Source organism: Actinoplanes sp. NPDC049598 (genome assembly GCF_040675435.1).
In the GTDB taxonomy this organism is placed as follows: Bacteria; Actinomycetota; Actinomycetes; order Mycobacteriales; family Micromonosporaceae; genus Actinoplanes.
Genome location: NZ_JBFAOX010000008.1, coordinates 369,024 through 390,938, shown reverse-complemented (window position 1 = coordinate 390,938; position 21,915 = coordinate 369,024). Strand labels below are relative to the sequence as shown.

19 protein-coding genes are annotated in these 21,915 nt (G+C 71.1%); 7 read left to right on the top strand and 12 right to left on the bottom strand.

Annotation, left to right across the window (positions count from 1 at the left end; genetic code table 11):
* Positions 1-144: 144 nt before the first annotated feature.
* The 3 genes from AB0J66_RS21055 to AB0J66_RS21045 form a co-directional block, all read right to left on the bottom strand.
* Entirely contained in the window at positions 145-1,335 is a 1,191-nt protein-coding gene (locus AB0J66_RS21055; RefSeq protein WP_364662984.1) for an MFS transporter, read from the bottom strand.
* Between the two features lie 116 nt (positions 1,336-1,451).
* Positions 1,452-2,081, bottom strand: coding sequence for a TetR family transcriptional regulator (locus tag AB0J66_RS21050; RefSeq protein ID WP_364662982.1), 630 nt, complete (start codon positions 2,079-2,081; stop codon positions 1,452-1,454).
* A gap of 53 nt (positions 2,082-2,134) precedes the next feature.
* The gene (locus tag AB0J66_RS21045) at positions 2,135-2,875 is read right to left on the bottom strand and encodes an SDR family oxidoreductase (RefSeq protein WP_364662979.1); all 741 of its coding nucleotides are present in this window, start codon (positions 2,873-2,875) and stop codon (positions 2,135-2,137) included.
* A 451-nt stretch (positions 2,876-3,326) separates the two neighbouring features.
* Between AB0J66_RS21045 and AB0J66_RS21040 the strand changes: the two genes are divergently transcribed.
* The gene (locus AB0J66_RS21040) at positions 3,327-3,626 is read left to right on the top strand and encodes an antibiotic biosynthesis monooxygenase (protein WP_364662976.1); all 300 of its coding nucleotides are present in this window, start codon (positions 3,327-3,329) and stop codon (positions 3,624-3,626) included.
* 73 nt (positions 3,627-3,699) lie between these two features.
* On the opposite strand, the gene AB0J66_RS21035 is transcribed toward AB0J66_RS21040, so the two are convergent.
* Together AB0J66_RS21035 and AB0J66_RS21030 are read right to left on the bottom strand one after the other, a co-directional pair.
* Positions 3,700-6,081 carry a ricin-type beta-trefoil lectin domain protein gene (locus AB0J66_RS21035; protein WP_364662973.1) on the bottom strand — a complete coding sequence of 794 codons (2,382 nt, stop codon included), beginning with the start codon at positions 6,079-6,081 and terminating at the stop codon, positions 3,700-3,702.
* Positions 6,082-6,190: 109 nt separating this feature from the next.
* A complete protein-coding gene (locus AB0J66_RS21030) occupies positions 6,191-6,970 on the bottom strand; it encodes an alpha/beta fold hydrolase (protein ID WP_364662971.1) in 780 nt (259 codons plus the stop codon).
* Positions 6,971-7,026: 56 nt separating this feature from the next.
* Between AB0J66_RS21030 and AB0J66_RS21025 the strand changes: the two genes are divergently transcribed.
* Positions 7,027-7,440 (top strand): MarR family winged helix-turn-helix transcriptional regulator, encoded by a 414-nt coding sequence (locus AB0J66_RS21025; RefSeq protein WP_364662968.1) that lies wholly within the window; start codon positions 7,027-7,029, stop codon positions 7,438-7,440.
* 11 nt (positions 7,441-7,451) lie between these two features.
* Here the strand turns inward: AB0J66_RS21025 and AB0J66_RS21020 are convergent, their stop codons facing one another.
* On the bottom strand, positions 7,452-8,210 hold the full coding sequence (locus AB0J66_RS21020) for an alpha/beta hydrolase (RefSeq protein ID WP_364662965.1): 759 nt from the start codon (positions 8,208-8,210) through the stop codon (positions 7,452-7,454).
* 417 nt (positions 8,211-8,627) lie between these two features.
* Here AB0J66_RS21020 and AB0J66_RS21015 point away from each other — a divergent pair, with 417 nt between their 5' ends.
* On the top strand, positions 8,628-11,342 hold the full coding sequence (locus AB0J66_RS21015) for a glycoside hydrolase family 2 TIM barrel-domain containing protein (protein ID WP_364662962.1): 2,715 nt from the start codon (positions 8,628-8,630) through the stop codon (positions 11,340-11,342).
* A 1-nt stretch (position 11,343) separates the two neighbouring features.
* On the opposite strand, the gene AB0J66_RS21010 is transcribed toward AB0J66_RS21015, so the two are convergent.
* Positions 11,344-11,805, bottom strand: a complete 462-nt coding sequence (locus AB0J66_RS21010; RefSeq protein WP_364662959.1) for a DUF427 domain-containing protein — start codon at positions 11,803-11,805, stop codon at positions 11,344-11,346.
* Between the two features lie 77 nt (positions 11,806-11,882).
* On the opposite strand from AB0J66_RS21010, the gene AB0J66_RS21005 reads away from it, so the two are divergent.
* Positions 11,883-12,638 carry a hypothetical protein gene (locus AB0J66_RS21005; protein WP_364662956.1) on the top strand — a complete coding sequence of 252 codons (756 nt, stop codon included), beginning with the start codon at positions 11,883-11,885 and terminating at the stop codon, positions 12,636-12,638.
* Here the strand turns inward: AB0J66_RS21005 and AB0J66_RS21000 are convergent.
* The 3 genes from AB0J66_RS21000 to AB0J66_RS20990 all read right to left on the bottom strand — a co-directional run bounded on the left by AB0J66_RS21000 (position 12,623) and on the right by AB0J66_RS20990 (position 15,857).
* Positions 12,623-12,874: a hypothetical protein gene (locus AB0J66_RS21000; RefSeq protein WP_364662953.1), complete on the bottom strand. Its 252-nt coding sequence runs from the start codon at positions 12,872-12,874 to the stop codon at positions 12,623-12,625. The two genes, AB0J66_RS21005 and AB0J66_RS21000, sit on opposite strands and share 16 nt — an antisense overlap.
* Positions 12,874-13,581: an MFS transporter gene (locus AB0J66_RS20995; RefSeq protein ID WP_364663011.1), complete on the bottom strand. Its 708-nt coding sequence runs from the start codon at positions 13,579-13,581 to the stop codon at positions 12,874-12,876. Before AB0J66_RS20995 ends, AB0J66_RS21000 begins: the two co-directional genes overlap by 1 nt.
* Before the next feature lie 65 nt (positions 13,582-13,646).
* Positions 13,647-15,857: a penicillin acylase family protein gene (locus AB0J66_RS20990; protein WP_364662951.1), complete on the bottom strand. Its 2,211-nt coding sequence runs from the start codon at positions 15,855-15,857 to the stop codon at positions 13,647-13,649.
* 114 nt (positions 15,858-15,971) lie between these two features.
* Between AB0J66_RS20990 and AB0J66_RS20985 the strand changes: the two genes are divergently transcribed.
* Positions 15,972-16,394, top strand: coding sequence for a hypothetical protein (locus AB0J66_RS20985; protein ID WP_364662948.1), 423 nt, complete (start codon positions 15,972-15,974; stop codon positions 16,392-16,394).
* Here AB0J66_RS20985 and AB0J66_RS20980 read toward each other — a convergent pair whose 3' ends face one another.
* Positions 16,395-16,700 carry an antibiotic biosynthesis monooxygenase gene (locus AB0J66_RS20980; protein ID WP_364662946.1) on the bottom strand — a complete coding sequence of 102 codons (306 nt, stop codon included), beginning with the start codon at positions 16,698-16,700 and terminating at the stop codon, positions 16,395-16,397. It abuts the gene before it with no gap.
* Between the two features lie 327 nt (positions 16,701-17,027).
* Between AB0J66_RS20980 and AB0J66_RS20975 the strand changes: the two genes are divergently transcribed.
* The gene (locus AB0J66_RS20975) at positions 17,028-20,672 is read left to right on the top strand and encodes a SpoIIE family protein phosphatase (RefSeq protein WP_364662944.1); all 3,645 of its coding nucleotides are present in this window, start codon (positions 17,028-17,030) and stop codon (positions 20,670-20,672) included.
* Here AB0J66_RS20975 and AB0J66_RS20970 read toward each other — a convergent pair.
* Entirely contained in the window at positions 20,626-21,084 is a 459-nt protein-coding gene (locus tag AB0J66_RS20970) for a crosslink repair DNA glycosylase YcaQ family protein (RefSeq protein WP_364662941.1), read from the bottom strand. The genes AB0J66_RS20975 and AB0J66_RS20970 overlap by 47 nt on opposite strands.
* Here AB0J66_RS20970 and AB0J66_RS20965 point away from each other — a divergent pair.
* Positions 21,032-21,871 (top strand): response regulator, encoded by an 840-nt coding sequence (locus tag AB0J66_RS20965; protein WP_364662938.1) that lies wholly within the window; start codon positions 21,032-21,034, stop codon positions 21,869-21,871. The genes AB0J66_RS20970 and AB0J66_RS20965 overlap by 53 nt on opposite strands.
* Positions 21,872-21,915: the final 44 nt, after the last annotated feature.

Sequence of the window (21,915 nt, the reverse complement as noted above, 5' to 3'; positions counted from 1 at the left end):
GCGTGAACGAGACGAAGACGCCGACGATGTAGAGCTGGATGAGCCGGGTCACCTCGGCCTGGAACGCCACCACCAGCACCATGGCGGCGATGGCGCGCTGATCCGGTGCCGGCGCCGCAGGGCGTTCGAGGTCGCGTCGCGAAGTCAGCGCGCTGGGGACCGCACAGCGGTGGCGAGCAGCAACCCACCGGCGATGGCGGCGATGCAGCCCGCGACCAGCGGGGCGGTCGCCCCGATGTGGTCCACCAACAGGCCACCCCCGATCGCGGCCAGGGCGATCGCGATCTGGAACACCGTCACGGTCACCCCGCCCAACTGCTCGAGATGCTCCGGATCCGTCCGGCCGGCCCAGGTCTGGGCCGTGGTCGGGACGCCGCCGAAGCCGAACCCCCACAGGGCGGCGGCGATGAACAGCCCGGCTCGCGTGCCGCCGGTGAGGACCATGGCCAGCATGCCCAGGCCGACCAAAGCGGGGAAGAGCAGCGCGGCGACCCGGAGAACGCGGTCGGCCAGCACCCCGCTGACCGCCGTCCCGGCCACGTTCGCGATCCCGTAGACGAACAGCAGCAACGCCAGCCCGGCCGCGTCGATCCCCGACACGCTCTCCGCGGCCGGGCGGATGTAGGTGAAGCCGGTGAAGTGTCCGGCCACGACCACGAGGATCGCCCCGAGTCCGAACAGGACCCCGCGCGAGCGCAACGTCTCGCCGAGGACCCGGAGGCTGCCGGCCGCCTCCGGGATGAAGCGCGGCAGGGTCACTGCCTGCACGAGCAGTGCCACCACCGCGACCCCGGCCGCGAGCAGGAACACCTGGCGCCAGCCCCACTGAGCGCTGAGCCACGTGCCGAGCGGGACGGCGGCGATGGTGGCGACCGAGACGCCGGCGTTGATCACGGTGACGGCACGGCCGAGGTATTCGCTGGGCACGAGGCGGGCCGACATGGCGATCGCGACGGCCCAGAAGCCGCCGAGGCTCACGCCCATCAGCAGACGCGCGGCCAGCAGGACGATCAGATTGGGAGCGAAGGCCACCAGCACGTCGGAGACGATGGCCGCCGCCGTGAGCCCGATCAGCACCAGGCGCCGGTCGGTGCGGGGCAGCAGGGCCGGCAGGAACAGGCCCGCCAGCCCCGCCCCGATGGCCGTCATGGTGACCGCCTGACCGGCCGTGCCCTCGCTCACGCCCAGATCGGCGGCGATGGCCGGGAGCAGACTGGCCGGCAGGAACTCGGCCATCACCAGGGCGAAGACGCCAAGGCCGAGCGAAACGACGCCGGCCCAGGACGCTGTACGATTGCCGGCCTGCTTCACGTCAGGCGTCGATACGTTGGTCATGTCAAGACCCCTGTCGCTTTCTACTGGTCGTTACTCGGGTCGACGGCGACCCGTCTTCGCAGTTCAGTGACGGTGAGCCGCATCACGACAGGCTGGCTGAACGACCGGGTGGTCACTCAGATCGAGGCGGACCTGCCTTCCAGGGCTCCGGCCAGAACAGGAACCAGCAGACGTTCGATCCGCTCGGGGGACTCGGAGGCCAGCTCGGCGCCGATCGGGGCCAGGGCGAGCCAGTTCAACATGCCGGCGATGCACCGCGTACGGAAGATCAATTCTTGTTCGCCCACGTCAGGAAGCCGAGCGGTCAGCACGCGGAGCGCGTCCGACCGGGTCTGCACGAACTTGTCGGTCAGCCGGCCCCACCCGTCGGGCGGGTCGATGCCGACCCGGGCCACGGTGCGCATGATGGCGAGCTCGGCGCCACCGGCGGCCAGAGCGTGCATCATCGGCCGGGCGAAGCCCATGGCAAGATCGTTCAGCGTCGAATCGGGAGTCAGCCGGGCGAGCGCCTCGAGCTGGGCGTCGAGATAGCGCTCCATCGCGCTTTCGACGGCCGCGTCGCGCAACGCCTTGAGCGAGCCGAAGTGGTAACTGACCGCCGCCACGTTGGCATTGGCCTTCTCCGTGACCTCGCGGAGAGAAAGCCCCTCCGGCCCTTTGAGTGCCAGCAAATCCAACGCCGCCGAAAGAAGCCCTTCGCGCGTACGCTGGCCGGCTTCCCGCCGCATATCTGCTCGTCCCACCATGAAGCTATTAAATCAAACGATTGATTTCCCGTCAATCGCCGCGGGACGCGGCGTCAGATCTGCTCGGCTCCGCCGTCCACCCAGACCTCGGAGCCGGTCATGTAACTGGCCTGGTCCGAGACCAGGAAGAGCGCCACGTTGGCGATCTCCTCGGGCTGGCCGATCCGCTGCATCGGAATGCGCCCGGCCAGCTGCTGGAACAGCCCCTGCGGGTTCTCCGGCACCAGACCACCCAGACCGGGCGTCTCGGTGGGACCCGGAACGATCGTGTTGACCCGGACACCACGACCGACCAGCTCACCGGCCCAGGTGCGCCCGAGCGAACGGATCGCGGCCTTGCTGGAGGCGTAGAGACCGAAGGCCGGCTGCCCGTTGCCGGACGAGCTCGAACCGGTCAGCACGATGGCCGCACCCGGATTGAGCAGCGGCAGCACCTTCTGCACGGTGAAGATCACACCACCCACGTTGGTGTTGAACGTGTTCTGGTAGTCCTGCCAGCTCACCTCGTCGAGGGTCGCGAACTCACCGACGCCCGCGTTGACGAACACCGCGTCGAGCCCTTTCCCACGCTCCCCGATCGCCGCGGCCAGCCGGTCCAGGTCCTCCAGGTTGCTGACATCACTCGTGACGCCCGTCGCGTTCCCCACCTCCTTGACCGCGTTGTCAAGGCGTTGCTGATCGCGCCCCGTGATGAAGACGTGCGCACCCTCGGCCTCGAACCGATGAGCGGTGGCCAGCCCGATTCCGCTCGTACCGCCGGTGACCAGCGCCGTCTTGCCGTCCAGCTGTCCCATGACGTTCCCCTCTCGACGGGGTGCCGCACCCGAGCGCCGCACCGCGTTACAAATCAAACGCTTGATTGAAGTTAGAACCGCACCACGAGCAAGTCAAGCGATTGTTTGACTAACCCTCCGCCGGCACCAACGCCCGTTCACATGCTTTGAGCTGCGAAGATGGCTCGGCTCCACCTCGTCAGACCCCGACCGCTGTAGCGCGGATCACGAAATCCAAAGCAGCTACCGGCCGCGCCGCCCCTAAGACGCGGCCGGGCGGGGGCATTCGTCGGGTGGTCGACCGCGAGTCTTCCGACGGCCCCCGCGCAGGCGGCCAGTGCGCCGCCGGGGCGAAACGTGCGGCGGTCACGGTGAACCGCACCGACGCGGGTGCGTCGTGCTTCGCGAACGGACCGGGACGACGGCCGCCGCGGCTCGCCCACCCCCTGAAGATCATGAGAGGTCACCGTCGATGACCAGCACCGCCCAGATCCTGCTGATCCTCACCTACACCGTCGGGGAAGAGGACCGGGAGACGTTCGAGCGTCTCGCGGGCGCCCACGCGGCGGCCGCCGACACCTACCCCGGCTGCCTCCGCTTCGACCTCGGACACGACGTCCTGCACCCCGACCGGTACCAGATCGTGGAGCAGTGGCAGAACGTCGCCGCCCTACAGGCCCACGGCGACTCCGAGGCGTTTCACCGGTTGATGGCCGCACTGAAGCAGTTCACCACCATCCGGGTCCACCGCGATCAGTACGAGATCGCCTGACCTGCGACGGGAACCGCCCCAGCCCTCGGCGTGACCGACCGCTCAGGTCAGCCGGCCGAGGGCGGGGACAGTCTCAGGACCGGACCCAGCGCTGGTTGCTGCCCCCGTTGCAGGTCCACAGGGTGACGGCCGTGCCGTTGGCCGTGCCCTGGCCGGTGACGTCCAGGCACAGACCCGACTGAACGCCGGTGATCGTGCCGTCGGCGTTGGTCCGCCATTGCTGGTTGGCGCCCCCGTTGCAGGCGTAGATCTGGACCCGGGTGCCCTCGGCCGTGCCCGGAGCGTCGAGGCACTTGTTTCCGTACACGGTCAGCTGGTTGCTCGAGGTCGCCGTCCATCGCTGGTTGGCGCCGCCGTTGCAGTCCCAGATCTGCACGACCGCCCCGTCGGCCTGGCTCTGCCCGTTGACGTCGAGGCAGCGGTTCGAGCCGGCGCCGCGGATCTCGCCGGTGGGGCCGGGCCCGGCGAGCGGGGTGACGGACAGGTTGTCGAACTGCGCCGTCACGCCCTGCCCGGTGGCGTAACCGACCTGCCCGGCGACCCACCCGGAGTCGGAGGCGCTGCCGAGGGTGACACCGTCGACGGCCGCGCTCAGGGTGCTGCCGTTCAGGGTGAGCGACAGCTTGTGCCAGCGCCCGGTGCCCAGGGCGGTGGTGGTGCCCGAGGCCAGGGTCCGCTGGCTTCCGCTGGTGTTGTTGCTGCGCAGGGACCAGGCCCCGTTGTCGGCCACCCGCAGGTAGTAGGCGTTGAGGTTCTGCGGGCCGTCGTGGTTGTAGTTGCCGGCCCGCCCGACGAGCTGGACGTAGCCGCTCTTCTCCAGCAGGACGTCGGACGAGACGGTGTAGTTGCGCCAGTTGACGTCGCCGAGCAGGGTGAACGGCTCGGCGTGGCCGGTGGTCCAGAAGATCGGGGCCTGTTCCGACATCTGCCGTACGCATTGACCGCTGCGGCCGCCCACGCACGGGGTCACCTCGAACGAGCCTTGGTGGTCCGACAGGTACTTGGCCTCCCGGCCGGTCTGATAGGCGTCGAAGTCGTCGGCGTAGGGCAACGCGAGACCGCCCTGGGCCGGGCTGGTCGCGGCGCCCTTGCCCTGTCCGGTGGTGGTGGTGAGGCTGTAGACGTAGCCGGGCTGCACGGTCAGCGCGAAGCTCCCGTTGGACGGGTTGATGTCGGCACGGCGGACGAAGTGCTCGGCCGGGTTGCTCGACCGGACGTTGGTGGACCACACGTGCACGGTCCCGGCCGACAGTCCCCCGGCGACGGTGAACTGCAGGTCCTGGGCCGAGCCGGCGTCTATCGTCTCGATGATCGTGCTGTAGTCGCTGTTGTTCGGCGATTTCAGCGAGACGTAGCTGCCGTTGGCGCGGTTGCCGCCGAGATAGCCGCTGGAGCCGTCCAGGTAACGCCAGCCGGGGGCGGTGAACTGGGTCGTCTGGGCCATGACCCAGGCGCTCCGGCCGATCGAGTAGTAGCCGGACCAGGGTTGCGGCGCCACCGCGACGCCGGTGGTCGACCACGGGACGTTCGGGGTGACCGCGGCGATGACGGGCCAGTTCAGGTACGCGGTCATCTTGCCGTCGATGTAGTCCCGGTTGATGCCGCGAGCCAGCGCCGGGGCACCACCGTTGTAGTCGTCCGAGCCGTTCTCGCTGGCCCACAACGTCTTGCCCGAGTTCACCGCGGTGGTCGTGCTCGGGCAGCTGGTCTGCGCGCTGCGGTAACCGCAGACGTAGTGGCTGCCGTAGACCGAGACGGCGGCCGCGAAAGCGGGGTCCCGCACGCCGTCGTCGGCGGAGCCCCAGCCGAAGTCGTCCGAGGCGACGATCCGTACGCCGGAGTAGCCGCGGGAGTTGAGCGCCGCGCGCAAGTTCTTGTACCAGCTGAGGTCGCGGCCGCGTTCGTTCCAGCCGCCCAGGTAGTCGATCGTCAGGCCGTGCGAGGTGGCGCAGCCGAGCCAGGAGATGAGGTAGTCGATGGAGTCGGCCGACCAGAAGTTGCCGTTGCCGATCCAGCCGGGCGCGCCCCAGGACAACGCCACCAGCTTGATGTTCGGGTTACGGGCCTTGGCCTGGGCCATCATCCACCACTCGTACCCGCGGTCGCAGTTCACCGCGCCCCGGGTGTGCTGGTGGCTGGGCTCCGCGCCGGAGGTCGAGTTGGTGTCCCCGCCGATCTCCACCTTCATCATCTGCATCGCCGCGCCGTAGCCCGGCTTGAACAGATAGTCGAGGATCTCGCCGCGCTGGGGCTCCGGATAGTCGATGAGCAGACGGCTGTTGCCGCCGCCGCCGCTGATCGCCCCGACGCCGTCGAACACCCGCCCGCCGGAGGCGCCGTTGACGGTGATGGCGGTCGCGGCCTGAGCCGGCGAGGCGCTGACCACGAGCGCGCCGGTGACGGCCAGCAGCAGCGCCGCCGCCGCGTTCGCCCAGCGAGATCGTCGCACTGTCATGAGGTGGGTTCCCTTCGCTGAAAACTCTCACCCAATGACGTACGTCAATATCCTGCTGACCGCAACGACGACTTCCACGACGATTTCGTATAACAGTTTTCCGCCGGCGTCAGGGCCGTCCGGCGAAGGCCCACACGGTCTTGATCAGCGCGTCCGGGGCTTCGATCTGGGGCAGGTGGCCGGCCTCGGGCAGCAGCACGAACTCGGCGCCGGGGATGGCGGCGGCGAAGGCGCGGCCGAAGTCGGGGTCGCCGATCCGGTCGGCCTCGCCCCAGACGATCAGGGTGGGGGTACGGACCGCGCTCAGCCGGGCGGCCAGGGTGGAATCGGTCATGGCCCGTCCGGCGTACGCCTCCAGCGCCACACGGTTGCCGGCCATCGCCTCCCGCACCTCCGGGGGCAGCTGAGCCGGGTTGATTCCGTACCTCTCGGGGTCGTAGTAGCTGTGCCGCGCGAGCTCGGCCGGGGTGAGCGAGAAGAAATCGGCGACGGAGTGGCCGGGCACCTCGATGCCCACCGCGTCGACCAGCACGTAGCCGCCGGCCCGGGGCGAGCCCAGCAGGGCCATCTCGGCGGCGATCCAGCCGCCGATCGAGTTGCCGACGACCGTGACATTCTCAAGATCAAGGGCTTCGAGCAGGGCGACGTACGCCTTCGCGAGCGCGCCGATCGAGTCGAGCGCGGCCGGGCGCGGAGTGCCGTTGAAGCCGGGGTGGACCGGGGTGAGCACCCGGGCCGGCTCGGCCTGAGCCAGCCGGTCGGCCCAGGGGTTCACGGTGAGCGGCCCGCCGCCACCGTGCAGGAGCAGGACGGGGTGGCCCTGGCCCCGCTCGGTGACCGTGATCTCGACCCGGCCGAGGGCGTCGACGGGGAACGCATGAGCAGTCATATAAGGAACCTTATAACAGGTTCCTTATATACACAACCTTGGGATAACCTGCTCCCATGAGCGCCTCTCTGCAGCAGGTCGGCCTGGCCGTCAAGCGCCTCCAGTGGCGGCACCACCGCGCGGCGAACAAGAGCCTGGCCTCGCTGGGCCTGTCCCTGGTGCAGTGGGACACCCTGCGCCACCTGCACGCCAACCCCGGCGCCTCGCTGCACCGGCTGGCCGAGCTGACGTTCCAGACCGACCAGTCGATGGGCGAGCTGGCCAAGCGGATGGCCGACCGCGGCCTCATCGAGCGCGTCGAGGGCCCGGGCCGCAAGGTGCAGCACCAGCTGACCCCGACCGGCGACGAGTTGCGCCAGGCCGGCGGCGAGGCGGTCGACGGCGTCCTCACCGACTCCCTCGGCCGCCTCACCGCCGACGAGCGGGAAACCCTCCACAAGCTGCTGCTCAAAGCGGCCGAGCCGCTCTGACCCCCGGCGGGTCAGCCGCGCATCTTCTCGATCTGCTCGAGGACCAGCTGCGGCTTGTCCTGCGGGATCTCGTGCGAGCTGCCCACCGCGGTGACCAGCGTCCGATCCGGGCCGGCCTTCACGAACGCGGCCGCCGCGGCCTTCCAGCGCTGAACGTCGACCGGTGAGCCGTCGAACGGCGTCTTCTCCGACACGATCACCGTCGCGGGCACGCTGTCCGGCCAGGTGACCTTGTGGTACGCCATGTGCATCGGGCCGTAGTTCGCGGCCGTGGCGATCAGCTGGCGCGTCTGCTTCGTCGACGGCTGCTTCTTCAGCGCCTCGATCTGTGGGGTGTTCGCGGCCACGATCCGCGCGATCTCCTCGTCGGTGGAGAACTGCGGCAGGCTCGCGTCCACCAGCACCGCCCCCGACACCAGCTTCGGGTTCGCCCGCACGAAATAGGTGGCCACCTCCCCCGCCTGCGAGTGCGACACCAGGATCACGTCCTTGGACACGCCCACCTGACGGAGGCCTGCTTCCAGGTCCGACACCGCGGCATGGACGTCCCACGCGCCCTTCACTTCGTCGCTGTTGCCCAGACCGGCCCGGTCGTAGGTGATGATCTCCGCCCCGGTCGCCTTCGACAGCTGCGGAACGATGTCCTTCCATTGCGTGTGATCCTCGCCGCCACCGGCGTCCAGCACGATCGCCGGCCCGCGCCCGGGCGTGACGTAGAAGGCGAGCTTGTGCCCGTCGCGGGTGACCATCCGGGTCTGCGTCGCCGGCACAGCAACGGAGGCTGCCGCCGGGGACGGCGCCGGGCTGGAAGCCGAAGCAGACGCCGGCGCCGAGGCTGGAGCCGCGGCCGGGGCGGGGGCCTCCGACGGGGAGTCGCCGCACGCGGCCAGCGCTCCCACCGTCACGGCGGGGAGGGCCATGGCCATAGCGAACCGACGGAACCGGGCGGATGTGTTCTTGTGCATGGTTTTCCTTGAGGGTGAAGGCCTGGAGGGCCGAACGGAACAAGATCAATCCTTCGCGCCCGCGGCCCCGCCGCCGATCCCGCTGCCCGCCCGATCGTGGATGCAGTCAGCCCCACCCCCGGTACGGGTCCTGCCCCTACCCCAGCGGCCCCAACGCGTACCGGCCGGGCAACAAGCGGCAACCGCTTGGCCCGCCGCCGGCCACTCCAGAGACTGACCATCATGAATATTTGGAGCAGTCGTCCCGAGGTGCCGGTCACGCGCCGTACGGTTCTCCGAAGCGCCGGCGCCGCGTTGTCGCTCCTCCCCCTGCCGGCCGCGGCCCAGAACCGCCGCCCGCCCCAGGCCGTCCGGCAACGGGAACGGACGCTGCTCGACGACGGCTGGGTGCACCAGCTGGGCGACCCCGCCCAGGCCCAGCAGCCCTCCCTCGACACGCGGAACTGGCGCCGGGTGTCGATCCCGCACACCTGGAACGCCGCGGACGCCCTCGACGACGAACCGGGCTTCTACCGCGGACCCGGCTGGTACCGGCGCCGGATCCAAGTCACCGGGGCGCTCCGCGCCAAGCGGGTCTTCCTCTATTTCGAGGGCGCGTTCCAGGTCGCCGACGTCTACGCCGACGGTGACCGGGTCGGCGGGCACGTCGGCGGCTACACCGCGTTCAGCGTGGAGATCACCGACCAGGTACGCCGGGCCCGGGCGGGCAGCACCGTCGTCGCGGTGCGCGTCGACAACAGCCACGACGACGACATCCCGCCGTATTCCGGTGACTGGACCTTCTACGGTGGCCTCTACCGCAACGTCTGGCTCGTCACCACCGACGATCTGCACTTCGACGTCCTCGACCACGCCTCCCCCGGCGTCCGCGTCGACACGCCGCACGCCAGTGCCGAGCGGGCGGTCGTCCGCGTCCGTGGCCGTGCCGTCAACGACTCCGCCCGCCCGGCCACGGCCGTGGTCCGCAGCACCGTCGTCGACGCCCGCGGGCGGGAGCTGACCTCGCGGCAGACCCAACTCCGGATCGCCCCCGGCGCCACGGCCGAGTTCGAGCTGCTCCTGCCCGCCATCGAGCATCCGCGGCTGTGGTCACCCGAGTCTCCGTACCTCCATCAGGTCCGCACTGTCATCGAGTCGGGCCGCACGCCGGTCGACCGGGTGGACGCGCCGCTGGGCATCCGCTGGTTCTCGGCCGACCCGGCGACCGGTTTCTCGCTCAACGGCCGGCCGTACCAGCTGCGTGGCACCAACCGGCACCAGGACATCGTGGGCCGCGGCAACGCCCTCTCCGACGCCGACCACATCCGCGATCTGAGGCTCATCAAGGCGATGGGCGCGAACGTGGTCCGCCTGGCCCATTACCCGCAGGCTCCCGCGGTGCTCGAGGCCGCCGACGAGCTCGGCCTGGCCCTGTGGGAGGAGGTGCCCATGGTGAACCGGGCGACGATGACCCGCGCCTTCACCGAGCATCACCTGAACAACATCCGCGACATGGCGCGCCAGCACTACAACCACCCGTCGATCCTCGTCTTCGGCACCATGAACGAGATCCTGCTGCGCCGCCCGGACCCGCAGCCGACCGGTTACGAGGCCTGGATCCGTGACATGCTCGCGGAGGGCGAAGCGCTGCTGCGCGCCGAGGATCCCACCCGGCTGACCGCGATGGTCGGCCACCAGGCGGCGGCCTACAACACCTCAGGGATCGCGGATCTCCCCATGATCTGGGGCTGGAACCTCTACCAGGGCTGGTACGGCGGAACCGCCGACCAGTTCGGCCCCTACCTGGACGGGGAGCGGGCCGCCCATCCCGGCCGCGTGCTCTGGGTGTCCGAGTTCGGGGCCGACTCCGACGCGCGGCTGCACCGGGTCGTGCCCGGAAACCTTCCGGTGCTGGCCGGCCAGAACCCGTACCAGGACCAGAGTCTCGAGTACCAGCAGTTCTACCTGGAGTCGTACCTGCGCCAGATCGACCAGCGGCCCTGGCTGGCCGGGACGACCTACTGGTCGCAGTTCGACTTCGGCTCGGAGTCGCGTACGGGCTCGGTGCCGCACGTGAACACCAAGGGGCTGATGCTGTCGGATCGCCGGCCGAAGCCCGTCTACTACCTGATGCAGGCCTGGCGCGGGGTCGATGTGCTGCACATCGCCGCCGATCTGTGGAACCGCCGGGCCGGCGTCGGGAGCCGCGAGCAGACCGTGACCGTGTATTCCAACGCCGCCTCGGTCGAGCTCTTCCACAACGGCAAGTCACTCGGCGAGAAGCCGACCGACTCCATCGGACACGTGTCGTGGATGGTGTCGTTCACCGACGGCCGCAACCGCCTCCACGCCCGCGGCGGCCGGCTGACCGACGACGCGACCGTCCACTTCACGTACCACGCTCCCCAGCCGACCCCGGCCTTCCACCGGCTGAGCGTCTCGGCCGGGGCCATCGTGCAGTACGTCGACCCGGACGGCACGGTGTGGCTCGAGGACCGCGAATACACCCCCGGCGGCTGGGGCGCGGTCACCGGCGACTTCACCGGCGGGTACGGCTGGATGAAGAACAACTGGGTCGACGGCACCGACGAGGACCCGCTCTACCAGACCTACCGCAAGGGCATGACCGCGTACCGCTTCGACGTCCCCGACGGCCGCTACCGGGTGACCCTGCGCTTCGCCGAGATCACCTCGGCCGGTGACACCGGCGGCGACGGCACCGCGGTGCCCGCGCCCGGCGGCACGGTCCAGGTCCCGGTGGGCTGGCGCGTCTTCGACGTCGCGGTCAACGACCGCCCGCTGGCGCCCCGCCTCGACCTGGTCGCCCGAGTCGGCCAGCACCGGCCCTTCGACCTCACGGCGGACGTACGCACCTCCGGCGGCCGCGGCCTCGACATCGGCTTCACCGCCATCACAAACGTCCCGGTCATCAGCGCGATCGACGTCCTGCGCCGCTGACTCACCAACCGGCCGTGCCCGGACCACCCTTGAACGGCCCCACGATGCCGGAGGTGATCCACCCACCGTAGAAGTCACCCTCCTGCGGCCGGACCACCTCCCCGCCCACCCGGCACTCGTCGACCCGGCTCGGGTAGAAGGCGACAGCTCCCGCCAACTCCTCGTAGCCGGGCGTCGGCCGCTCGTACGACCACCCGGCCCGGGACACCCGGACGTCGCCGACCACGAGATCCCAGTAGCTCGCCGTGCCCTTGAACTCGCAGTACGACCGCCCCGTCGCCGGTTCGAGCACCCCGGCCGCGATCTCGTCACGCGGCACGTAGTAGACCGGCGGGTGTGAGGTCTCCAAAACGCGCCAGCAGCGGTCGCTGTCGACGATCGCCCGCCCCGCGTGCACGACCGTCACCCGCCCGGCGGCCCGCTCCAGCCGCGGCGGGCGTGGGTAGTCCCAAACCGATTCCATGACGCCAGTCTCTCTCGCGCCGCGCCGGATGCTTTAATCCTCGTTCGAGATCGTCGATGGCACGGGGGAAAGACCGCATGACTGCTCGCCGGACACTGCCGTTCGCCGCTGCCCTGGCCCTGCTGGCCGGGTGCGGCGGGACCAGCCCACCGGCCGCGGCGCCGAGCGCGACAGCGGTCGTCTCGGTCAGTGCCAGTCCGTCGGTGAAGCCGGTGACGCCCCGCGAGGAACTGAAGGCCGCCGTCGGCCGGCTGCTCAAGACTCCGTACGGCTTCAGCCTGATCGGCGATTACCCACAGCGGCAGAAGGTCCGGGCCTTCGGGGCGCAGGACGCCGCGGCCGGCAAGCTCACCCGGACCGTCGTCGTGACCGGCGGCCCGGATCGGAAGTTCCGCAAACTGATCGTGATCGGCACCGACAGCTACCGCGGTGAGGACAACTCCGGATACTGGGTGCACGCCGATCTCAGCCGCTTGAAGCCCGGCAACGAATACTACGGCGCCGATCCCAAGGACCCCAGCGGTCTGATCCGCTTCGAGCAGGCCGTCACCGTCACCCGGCGCACCGGCCCGCGCACCTTCCAGGGCGAGGCGTGGATCATGCCCGGCATCACCCTCCTGCCCCTGGGCGCGCCGAATCTGAGCTTCCGCGAAGGCGTCTCGGTCGACTACACCGCGACGACCGACGCCCAGAACCGCCTGACCTCGATCAGCATCGACATCGCCAAGGGCGCGATGAAACAGACCATGACCATCACCTACGACAAGCCGGTCACCATCGCCAAACCGGCCAAGGCCGACGAGCTCCGCAAATCCCTCTACGACAAGCCCTGAGAAACAGCCGACGGCAGGTCGCGGCGCCGCCGGATCGGGCCGATGAGCAGCAGCGCCGCGCACGGCAGAAACAGCGCGGTCGTGACCCACATGGCCGGGCGCAGACCGAGCACCTCGCCCAGGAGACCGCCCAGCAGCGCCCCCACGGGAATGGTGCTGTGCAGCACGACCATCGAGGTGGCCACGGCCCGGCCGAGCATCCGCGGCGGGCAGTACGCCTGCCGGAAGCCACTCATCACGATGTTGCACGCGACCACGCCGCCGATGACAGATAAACGACCTGGACCGCCTGCCACCCGTTGAGCGCGAGGTTCAGCGCCGCTCCCCACAGCAGGATCGTGCGCAGATAAGGGTCACGGACCACGAACCGGAATCCCTCGACGATCTGCCTCCGCAACGGCTCCTGACGATCCGGCCGGCGTGGGGCCGGCTCGGGCGTCCGGATCAGCAGCAGGCAGACAGCCGACACCAGAAAGCTGACCGCGTCGACGAGCACCCCGGCCACTGGGCCCACCCATTGAGTCAGCAAACCGCCGGCGCCCGGACCGATGACCCGGGTCGCGGCCTCGCTGCCCTGCACCTTGGCGTTGCCCTCGATCAGGTCGGCCGGGCCCACCAAGGTGGGCAGATAGACCTGGTACGCCGTCGCGAAGAAGACGGTCGTGGTGCCGGTGACGACGGCCGTGACCAGCAGCTGGCCAAAACCCAGGACACCGGCCCGATAGGCGGCCGGGACGCTGAGCAGCATCCCGGCCGACACCAGATTGCAGGCGATCATGAGCGGCCGCCGGCGGACCCGGTCCACCCACGCCCCCACCGGCAACCCGGCCACCAGCCACGGCGTCCACAGCGCGGCGGCCAACAGCCCCGTCTCGAGCGGGCCGGCCCCGAGCGCGAGCACGGCGATCAGCGGGAACGCGGTGGCAGTCAGCGCATTACCCAGATGGCTGACGGTCTCCCCGACCCACAGCAGGCGGAAGTCGTGGTCGGCGAGCAGGCTCGTTCGAGTCAGCGGTCACCGGGCCGGTATCGCCGTTCGATGTGCCCCTCCAGGTCGCGGGGATAGAAGTAGACCGGGCGCAGGTCGCCGTTGGCGTAGCGTACGGCCTGGTCGTTGAAGTGGGGTGAGTCCGGGTGGCCGCTGGCCCCGCCCGCGGTGATCGCCCAGGCCCGCAGCTTCGGCCCGAACTCGACGACGGCCACGAAGCTGTTGCCGCTCGTGCCGTAGTAGCGCTTGGTGCCGGGGTAGCGCCGCGCCCCGAACGAGGCCAGCGAGCCCCACTGGCCCGAGGTGAACGGGACCGGGATGCTCGGCTTGCGGTCGTCGAAGGTCTGCGTGATGGCGCCGTCGTTGCGCTGGAACCGGTTGATCTCGCCCCAGGGCACCCGCCAGCCGCCGAAGTCCTGGGTGAGCCGGTTCACCGCCTCGTCGAGCGCGGTCAGCCGCTGGGCGTCGGTCGCGCGCAGGGCCAGGTAGTCCCACATGGACAGACCGGCGTCGCGGGCGGCCTGGGCCAGCGGCGCCCACAGCGCCTCACCCCAGAACACGGCCAGTGAGGTCGCCGTCGACTGGTAACCCCAGCGGTAGTCCCATCGGCGCAGCAGGTCGATCGGCCCGGCCAGCCGCGCTCGTTGCTCGCTGCCTGACGGCAGCTTGTCCCAGGCGGCGACCACTTGCGGCACCAGACGGGCAAAGGCGGTGAGGTACGGATCGAAAGCAGCGTCCCGGAGCGTCCGCGGGGTGAACTTGGCCCGGGCCGAGAGCACCCGGATCGCCTGCGGGCCGCGCGGATTCTCCCCGGCCTGGTCGAAGTAGCGCGGATAGTCCTCGGCGTCGGGACTGTCCGGCCCGGCCGCCGTCCACGGCCAGTTGTTGGTGTTGAAGGCCCAGCCGATCCGCGGGTTCACCGCCTGCGGCAGGCTCGCGAGGCTGTGCAGGCCGCGCCAGTCGGTGGCCGGATTGCTGCCGTCGACCGGCTGCCGGAAGTCGAAGCGGTCGTCGCGGATCGGCATGAACTGCGGCACCAGGAAGGCGGTGTTGCCGCTGCTGTCGGCGAACAGGGTGTTGTTCGAGCTGTTCGCTTTGAGCCCGGCGACCCGGATGAACTCCTGGTAGTTGCGCGTCTTGGTGCGCAGGAAGCTCTGCTGCAGCGCCGGGACCGGCCGGTTCATCAGCGCGAAGGCGATCCACTGGCCGCCGGCCTCGCGCACGATCGGCCCGTGGTGGGTGGCGTACGTGGTGAAGGTGCGCTTGGCCCGTCCGCCGTCGGCCGTCCGGTAGGCCAGCGTGACGTTCTTCGTGGTGATCCGGCGCCACTGGTTTCCGTACCGGTAGCGCAGTTTCCCGGTGTCGACCGTCTCGGCGAACTCGTCGACGTTGTCCACGCCGCTGGAGGTGTGCATCCAGCCCGCGTCGGCGTTGAAGCCCTGATAGATGAAGAACTGCCCCCACGTCGCGGCGCCGTACACGTTGAGGCCCTCGCCGCTGGTCACATGCTGCTCGGACCGGAAGAAGAAGCTGGTGTGCGGATTGATGAGCAGCAGCGCGTGCCCGTCGCGGGTCCGGTGCGGCGCGATCGCGAAGCCGTTGGAGCCGCGCGGCTCGCGGTCCTCCTCCTCGATCGCCTCGACCGAGCGGCCGGTGTAGAAGGCCTCGAGTTGGCTGAGCGCCACCCGCTCGATGTCACCGCCGATGCTGCCCTCGGAGAAGCTCAGCGGCATCCACGGCTCGAAGCGCGTGAGCACGCGCGGGCGTACCTCCGGGTGGGTGGCGAGGTAGAAGTTGAGCCCGTCGGCCCAGGCCTGCATGAGCCGGCGCAGCCAGGCCGGGCTGCGGGCGTAGTCGCGTTTCAGCTCCCCCGGCTCGAGCCACAGCCGCTGGCGCAGATCCTGCCAGATCGCGGTCTCACCCTCGGCCTCGGCCAGCCGGCCCAGGCTGACCAGATAGTTGCGTTCGACGCGCGGGAAGTCGTCCTCGGCCTGCGCGTAGATCATCCCGAACACCGCGTCGGCGTCGGTCCGGCCGAGCACGTGGGGAATACCCCAGTCGTCCCGGGTGATCGTCACCCGCGCGGCCTGCTTGCGCCAGCGGGCGACCTCGGATGTGTCCTTTCCGGCGGCGGTCGCGGCCCCCGGCGGCAGCCCCACCACGGCCACGGCCGCGGCACCCACTGCTCCACCCAGAACCCGGCGACGGCTCAAACCCTCCTGGTCCATCATCCCGGCACCATATCGTCACTCATCGATCAATTACAGGCCGCCGCGGCGTCCGGCCGTTTACCCCATCGGTGAACGGGCAGTCGGCCGGTCCGACCGGGCGGACCTGTTCAGCAGGTGTTCGGCGTTCTTCGGCTGGCTGACCGCTACCGGCACCTCCGCTCCGTCATCCTGACCGGCCTGCTACTGGCCGTGGGCACAGCGGTCGGTCTCGCCGCCGCCGATGACATCAGCCAGGCCCAGAGTGAAGCCGGCGAGAACACGGGCGAACTCGGGGTCGGTGGCGCCATCGCCCTGCTGGTCGTGCTGCTGATCGCCTATTACCGCGGCGGCTCCGTGGCCGGCCGAATGGCCCGCTTCAACGGCCTCCGCCAGGCAGTGGCGGTCTGGATCTGGGCCGTGGTCATCACCGTCGCCACCGCCGGGGCCATCGTCGCCCTGGTCCTCGCCCTGATCGCCGCGCTGGTCGGAGCCATCCTCGGCGGCCTGGCCGGCATGCGGTTCCACCGCCGGGTCGACCGAACCGGTCTCGACCACTGATCAGGCCAGGCCCTTGCCCGGCCCTGGCCGTAGGAACTCGACCCGAGTGCCGGTCAGCAACGGATCCTTCAGCTCATGGAACCGCCGGACATGCTCGGCCTCCTCATGCCGCTGAAAGGCGTCGCGGTCCTGGTAGACCTCGTAGAACACCCGCGCCAGCGGGTCCCCCTCCACGGTTGAGGTGGCATAGACCAGCGTGCCGGGTTCACCTTCGGTGATCTGCTGTACGACCGTGGCCGTCAACTCATCGAACCGCGCCGCCGCGGCCTCATCACGGCAGTCGAAACGCACGACGAGAGCGAACACTGGCCCACCTTCTTCCCCGAAGCCGGCCACCATCGGCCGGACCGGACGCACGATCGTCCGCCCGCCATTCTGCCGCCGATCGGGCGACCGCACGCCCGCTACCTCGATGTCGCCGAGCCTGACATCGGTCCCTCCGGCCGGCGGTTACCGGCTGGTCGCACCCAGCGAGGCGCCACCGGCGCTGAGGTCGAAGGGCTCTGCCGCGCGGCAGAGCCACTCCCTCGACGCCGGCCTCGACCTCCTTCGCGTGATCGGCCAGGAGTCGCTCACCTGACGTCAGGTGACCCGAACAGGAGTTACCCGGCTCCACGTGGGTAGCGTGACGACGTGACGGACGATCTCTTCGCCGGCGGTGGTGCCACGGGACTGCTGATGAGCCGGCTCGACTGGTCCGCTACGGATATCGGCCCCGTGCGGACCTGGTCGCAGAGCATGCGGGCGGCCGTCCGGATCGTGCTGTCGTCCCGCTACCCGATGCTGCTGCTGTGGGGGCCCACCTACACCCAGCTCTACAACGACGCCTACTCCGCGTTGATCGGCGACAAACATCCGGCGGCCCTCGGCGGCGATGTCCGGGTCACCCTGGCCGAGGGCTGGGACGTCCTGGAGCCGTTGATCGCCGACGCCCGGACCACCGGCGTGGCCAGCTGGGTGCCGGCGTTGCAGCTGGCCCTGGACCGGTCGGGCTACCGCGAGGAGGCGTACTTCAGCGTCTCGCACGCGCCCGCCCGCGACGACGACGGGAACACCGCGGGCATCCTCACCGTGTGCAGCGAGGTCACCGAACAGGTGGTCGGGGAGCGACGACTGCGCCTGCTGCGTGACCTCGCGGTGCCCGCCGGCGGCCGGGCGGCCGACGTCGAGCAGGTCTGCGCCCAGCTCTGCGCGGTGATCGGCGAACACCGGATCGACGTCCCGTTCGCCGCGATCTACCTCCGCGACGGCGCCGTGCTCCGCCGGGCCGCCGCCGTCGGGGCGGAGGGCGCCGGCGCGGCGCTGCCGGACACCGTCGACCCGGCTGAGGACGGCTGGAATCTGTACGCCGCGGCCGGCGGGCAGCCCGTCGACATCGAGGACGCCGCCGGCCGGCTGGCCGTCACCGGTGGCGCCTGGGACGATCCGGTGCGTACCGCGGTGGCGCTCCCACTGCCCTCGGCCGAGCGGTCCCAGCCCCTGGGTGTGCTGCTGGCCGGGGTCAGCCCCAGCCGCGGCCTGGACGAGACCTACCGGTCGTTCTTCGAGCTGCTCGCCCAGCAGGTGGCGGTGGCCGTCCGCAACGCCCAGGCGTACCAGGAGGAGCGCGACCGCGCCGCCGCGCTGGCCGAGCTGGACCGGGTCAAGACCGACTTCTTCACGAACGTGAGCCACGAGTTCCGTACCCCGCTGACGTTGATGATGGGTCCGCTGGCCGACGCCCTGGCCGACGCCGGCGAACCGCTCGGGCCGGCCCAGCGCGACCGGCTGGAGATCGCCCAGCGCAGCGCCCACCGGCTGCTCTCGCTGGTCAACAACCTGCTGACGTTCTCCAGCGTGGAGGCCGGGCGGGCCGAGCAGCGGCCGCGGCCGATCGACCTCGCCCGCTACACCGCCGAGCTCGCCGGCGTCTTCCGGGCGGCGGTCGAGCGGGCCGACCTGCGCCTGGTGGTGGACTGCCCGCCGCTGCCGCACGCGGTGGAGGTCGATCCCGCGACCTGGGAGAAGATCGTCACCAACCTGCTGTCGAACGCGCTGAAGTTCACCTTCGTGGGTGAGATCCGGGTCCGGCTGGCCGCCGACGGCGCCACCGCCCGGTTGACCGTCTCGGACACCGGCATCGGCATCGCCCCGGAGGACCTGCCCCGGCTGTTCGACCGCTTCCACCGCGTCCGCGGGGTGCGGGCCCGCAGTCACGAGGGCAGCGGGATCGGCCTGGCCCTGGTCCGCGAGCTGGCCCGGCTGCAGGGCGGCGACGCCACCGTCGAGAGCACCCCCGGCGCCGGCACCACGTTCACGGTGACCGTGCCGCTGGCCGGGGCCGCGACGGCGCAACCGCTGCCGGACATGTCAGCCGCGCGGGCGGCGGCCGAGGAAGCGGCCGGCTGGCTCGACGTCCCCCGCCCCACCCCGGAGGTGCCGGCCCAGGGCGACGGCGCCCGGATTCTCGTCGCGGACGACAACAGCGACATGCGCGCCTACCTGAAGCGGCTGCTCAGCGGCGAGCGCTGGCAGGTCGAGCTGGCGCCGGACGGGCGGGCGGCGCTCGAGGCGATCCGCCGGTTCCCGCCCGACCTGCTGCTGACCGACGTGATGATGCCCCGAATGGACGGCTTCGCCCTGGTCCGGGCGGTACGCGGGGACGAGGCGACCCGGGCGCTCCCGGTGATCATGCTGTCGGCGCGGGCGGGCGACGGGTCCGGCGTGGAGGGGCTCGAGGCCGGCGCCGACGACTACGTGGTCAAGCCGTTCACGGCGGCGGAACTGGTGGCGCGCGTCCGCAGCGCGCTGCGGCTGTCCCGGATCCGCGCCGCCCACACGAGGCAGCTCTCCGCGCTCGCCGGCACCGCCGAGGTGATCGCGTCCGGTCGCGCGCTCGAGGAGGTCTTCCAGACCATCACCGAGCAGGCCCGGGCGCTGCTCGAGGGCACCGCGGCCGAGGTCGTGGTGACCGGCGGCGACCAGCGTCCCGCGCTGCGGTTCACCTCCGGCCCGGCCGGCCCGCCGGCCGAGGGGCCCGGCGTCGTGCGCGCGGCCATCCGCGGCCGGGACGGCCGCCCGATCGGCGCCCTCACCGTGCTGCTCGACGCGGCCCGGCGGCCCGGCGAGGCGGAACGGAGCGTGCTCGAGCCGATGGCCAACCTGCTCGCCACGCTGGCGCAGACCGGCTGGCAGCTGGAACACGACCGTCAGCTGGCGCTGACCCTGCAGCAGAGCACCCGGCCGGACGACCTGCCCGGTCTGGACGGCTGGGAGCTGCAAGCGGCCTACCGGCCGGCCCCCGGGCGCGTCGGCGGCGACTGGTACGACGTCGTGGTCCTGCCGGACGGCGACGCCGTGCTCAGCATCGGTGACGTGGCCGGGCACGGCCTGGGCGCCGCGGTGACGAGCAGTCAGGTGCGCAACGCGGTCCGGGCCTACGCGGTGGAGGACGCCGCGCCGGCGACCGTCGTCACGCGGGTGGCCGAACTGCTCAACCGCCTCGGCACACCGTTGCCGGCCACCCTGTTCGTGCTCCGGTTGCGCCCGGCCACCGGCGACTTCGCCTGGTGCAGCGCCGGGCATCCGCTCCCGATGCTCTCCGGCCCCGAGGGGAGCACCGACCTGCTGCCCGGAACCGTCGGGCCGCCGCTCGGCCTCCGCCCGGCCTCGTACCGGCAGAACGAGGGCAGTCTGCCGCCCGGCGGCCAGTTGCTGCTCTACACCGACGGTCTGGTCGAGAGCTCCCCATCCTCGATCGACGGGCTCGATGCCGCCGGCGCGCCCGCGACCGCCGTCCTGGACGCCGTCCTGGCCGGTGTGCCGCAGCCGCAGCGCGACGACATCGCGGCGGTCCTGCTCCGCCGGCGCCGGGCGCCCGGCGGGCCACCGGCCGCGGACGGGCCGGACCTGCAGGCCACCTGGTCGTACCCGCTGGAGCCCTCGGCCGCCGGCCGGATGCGCGGTGACCTGCGGGCCGCCCTGAGCGACCACGAGATCGACCCCGATCTCATGCACGACCTGCAGGTGGCCGCCACCGAGGCGGTCAACAACGCGGTGGAACACGCCCAGCAGCCGAGCCGGCCCGAAGTGGAGGTCCAGTTACGCGTCCTCGACGGCACGGTCCGCATCGTGGTCCGCGACTTCGGCGGGTGGCGGGCCCGGCCGGCGGTCCGCGACCGGGGCCGCGGGGGCATGCTGATGAGCGCCTACGGCGACGTCCGGGTCGTGCCGACGGCCACGGGAACCACCGTCACGATCGAACGCCGCTGGCAGAACCCGACGACAGGAAAGCAGTGAGCCGGTCGGCCTCCCCGGCCACCTCGGCCCGTTCGGCCCGTTCGGCCCGGGTCAGGTCCCGCAGCGGCGTGACAACGACCCGTCCCCCGTCGCTGGTCCAGGTGGCGGCGACGCGGCCGTCGACCAGGACGAAGCGGGCGCCGCCGACGGACAGGCCGCGGTGCTGGTCGTCGATGACCCGGCTGCGGTCGTGGTAGCCGAGCACGACATCGTCGAAGGCGGGCAGGAAGCGCACCGGGGCGGGCGGGCGCCGGCCGCCACGAGATCCGGCAGCCGGCAACGGGAACGGCCATTCGCTCCTCCCGCCTCCCGCGGCGCGCCTACGGTGGGTGAAGCGGCGTCTGGCGTAGGAGAAGCTGATGGCGATGATTGTGGTGGCCGAGGACGAACCGGACGTCGCGGCGCTTTTCACCTCTGTGCTCACCACCGCGGGACACACGGTGCACACGGCGGTGGACGGCCCCACCGCGCTGGCGCAGATCACCGGCCTGCGGCCCGATCTGAGCGTTCTCGATCACTACATGCCCGGGAAGACCGGGCTGGAGGTCGCCCAGCAGCTCCGCGCCGACCCGGCGACAGCGGCGCTGCCGTTGCTCATGGTCAGCGCGAACGCGCCGCCCACCGCGCTGCTCCACTGCAACGTCGTTCTGGCCAAACCCGCGGCTCTGAGCCAGTTCCGCGCGGTCGTCCGCGACCTGTTGTGTCCCGCGCCGAGGGAGGGGCTGCGTGACCTGGACCGGGTACGGGCCGTCGGGCGCGTGCTGGACTCGTACTCCGACCGCATGGCCGCGCGCTTCAACCGATTCGCCGGCGAGGTGGCCGCCGAGGCCGGCGCGGACATGGCCGCGGTCAGCATGGTCCTGATCGACGCGGTCGCGGTCTGCGGCACGTACGGCCTGGGAGGCTGGCTCGAGGAAGCCGGCGGCATGCCGGCGGAATGGGCGCCGTGCACCCGCGTGGTCAGCGACGGCACGGAGGCGGTGATCGACGACCTGCGCGAGGATCCTGCTTTCGCCGGCACGCCACTGACCACCGTCACCCGGGCGCGCTCGTACGCCGGGGTCCCGCTGACCGACGCGGGCGGCCACGTCGTCGGAACCATCAGCGTCATGCATCGCACCCCCGCCGCCTTCACCGCCGGCACGCTCCAGCAGCTCCGAGCACGGATCGAGGCAGCCCAGGCGATCATCCAGCCCTAGCCCCACCCGACGTCGCGACAGTCATCGGACACCTACCTCGCAGC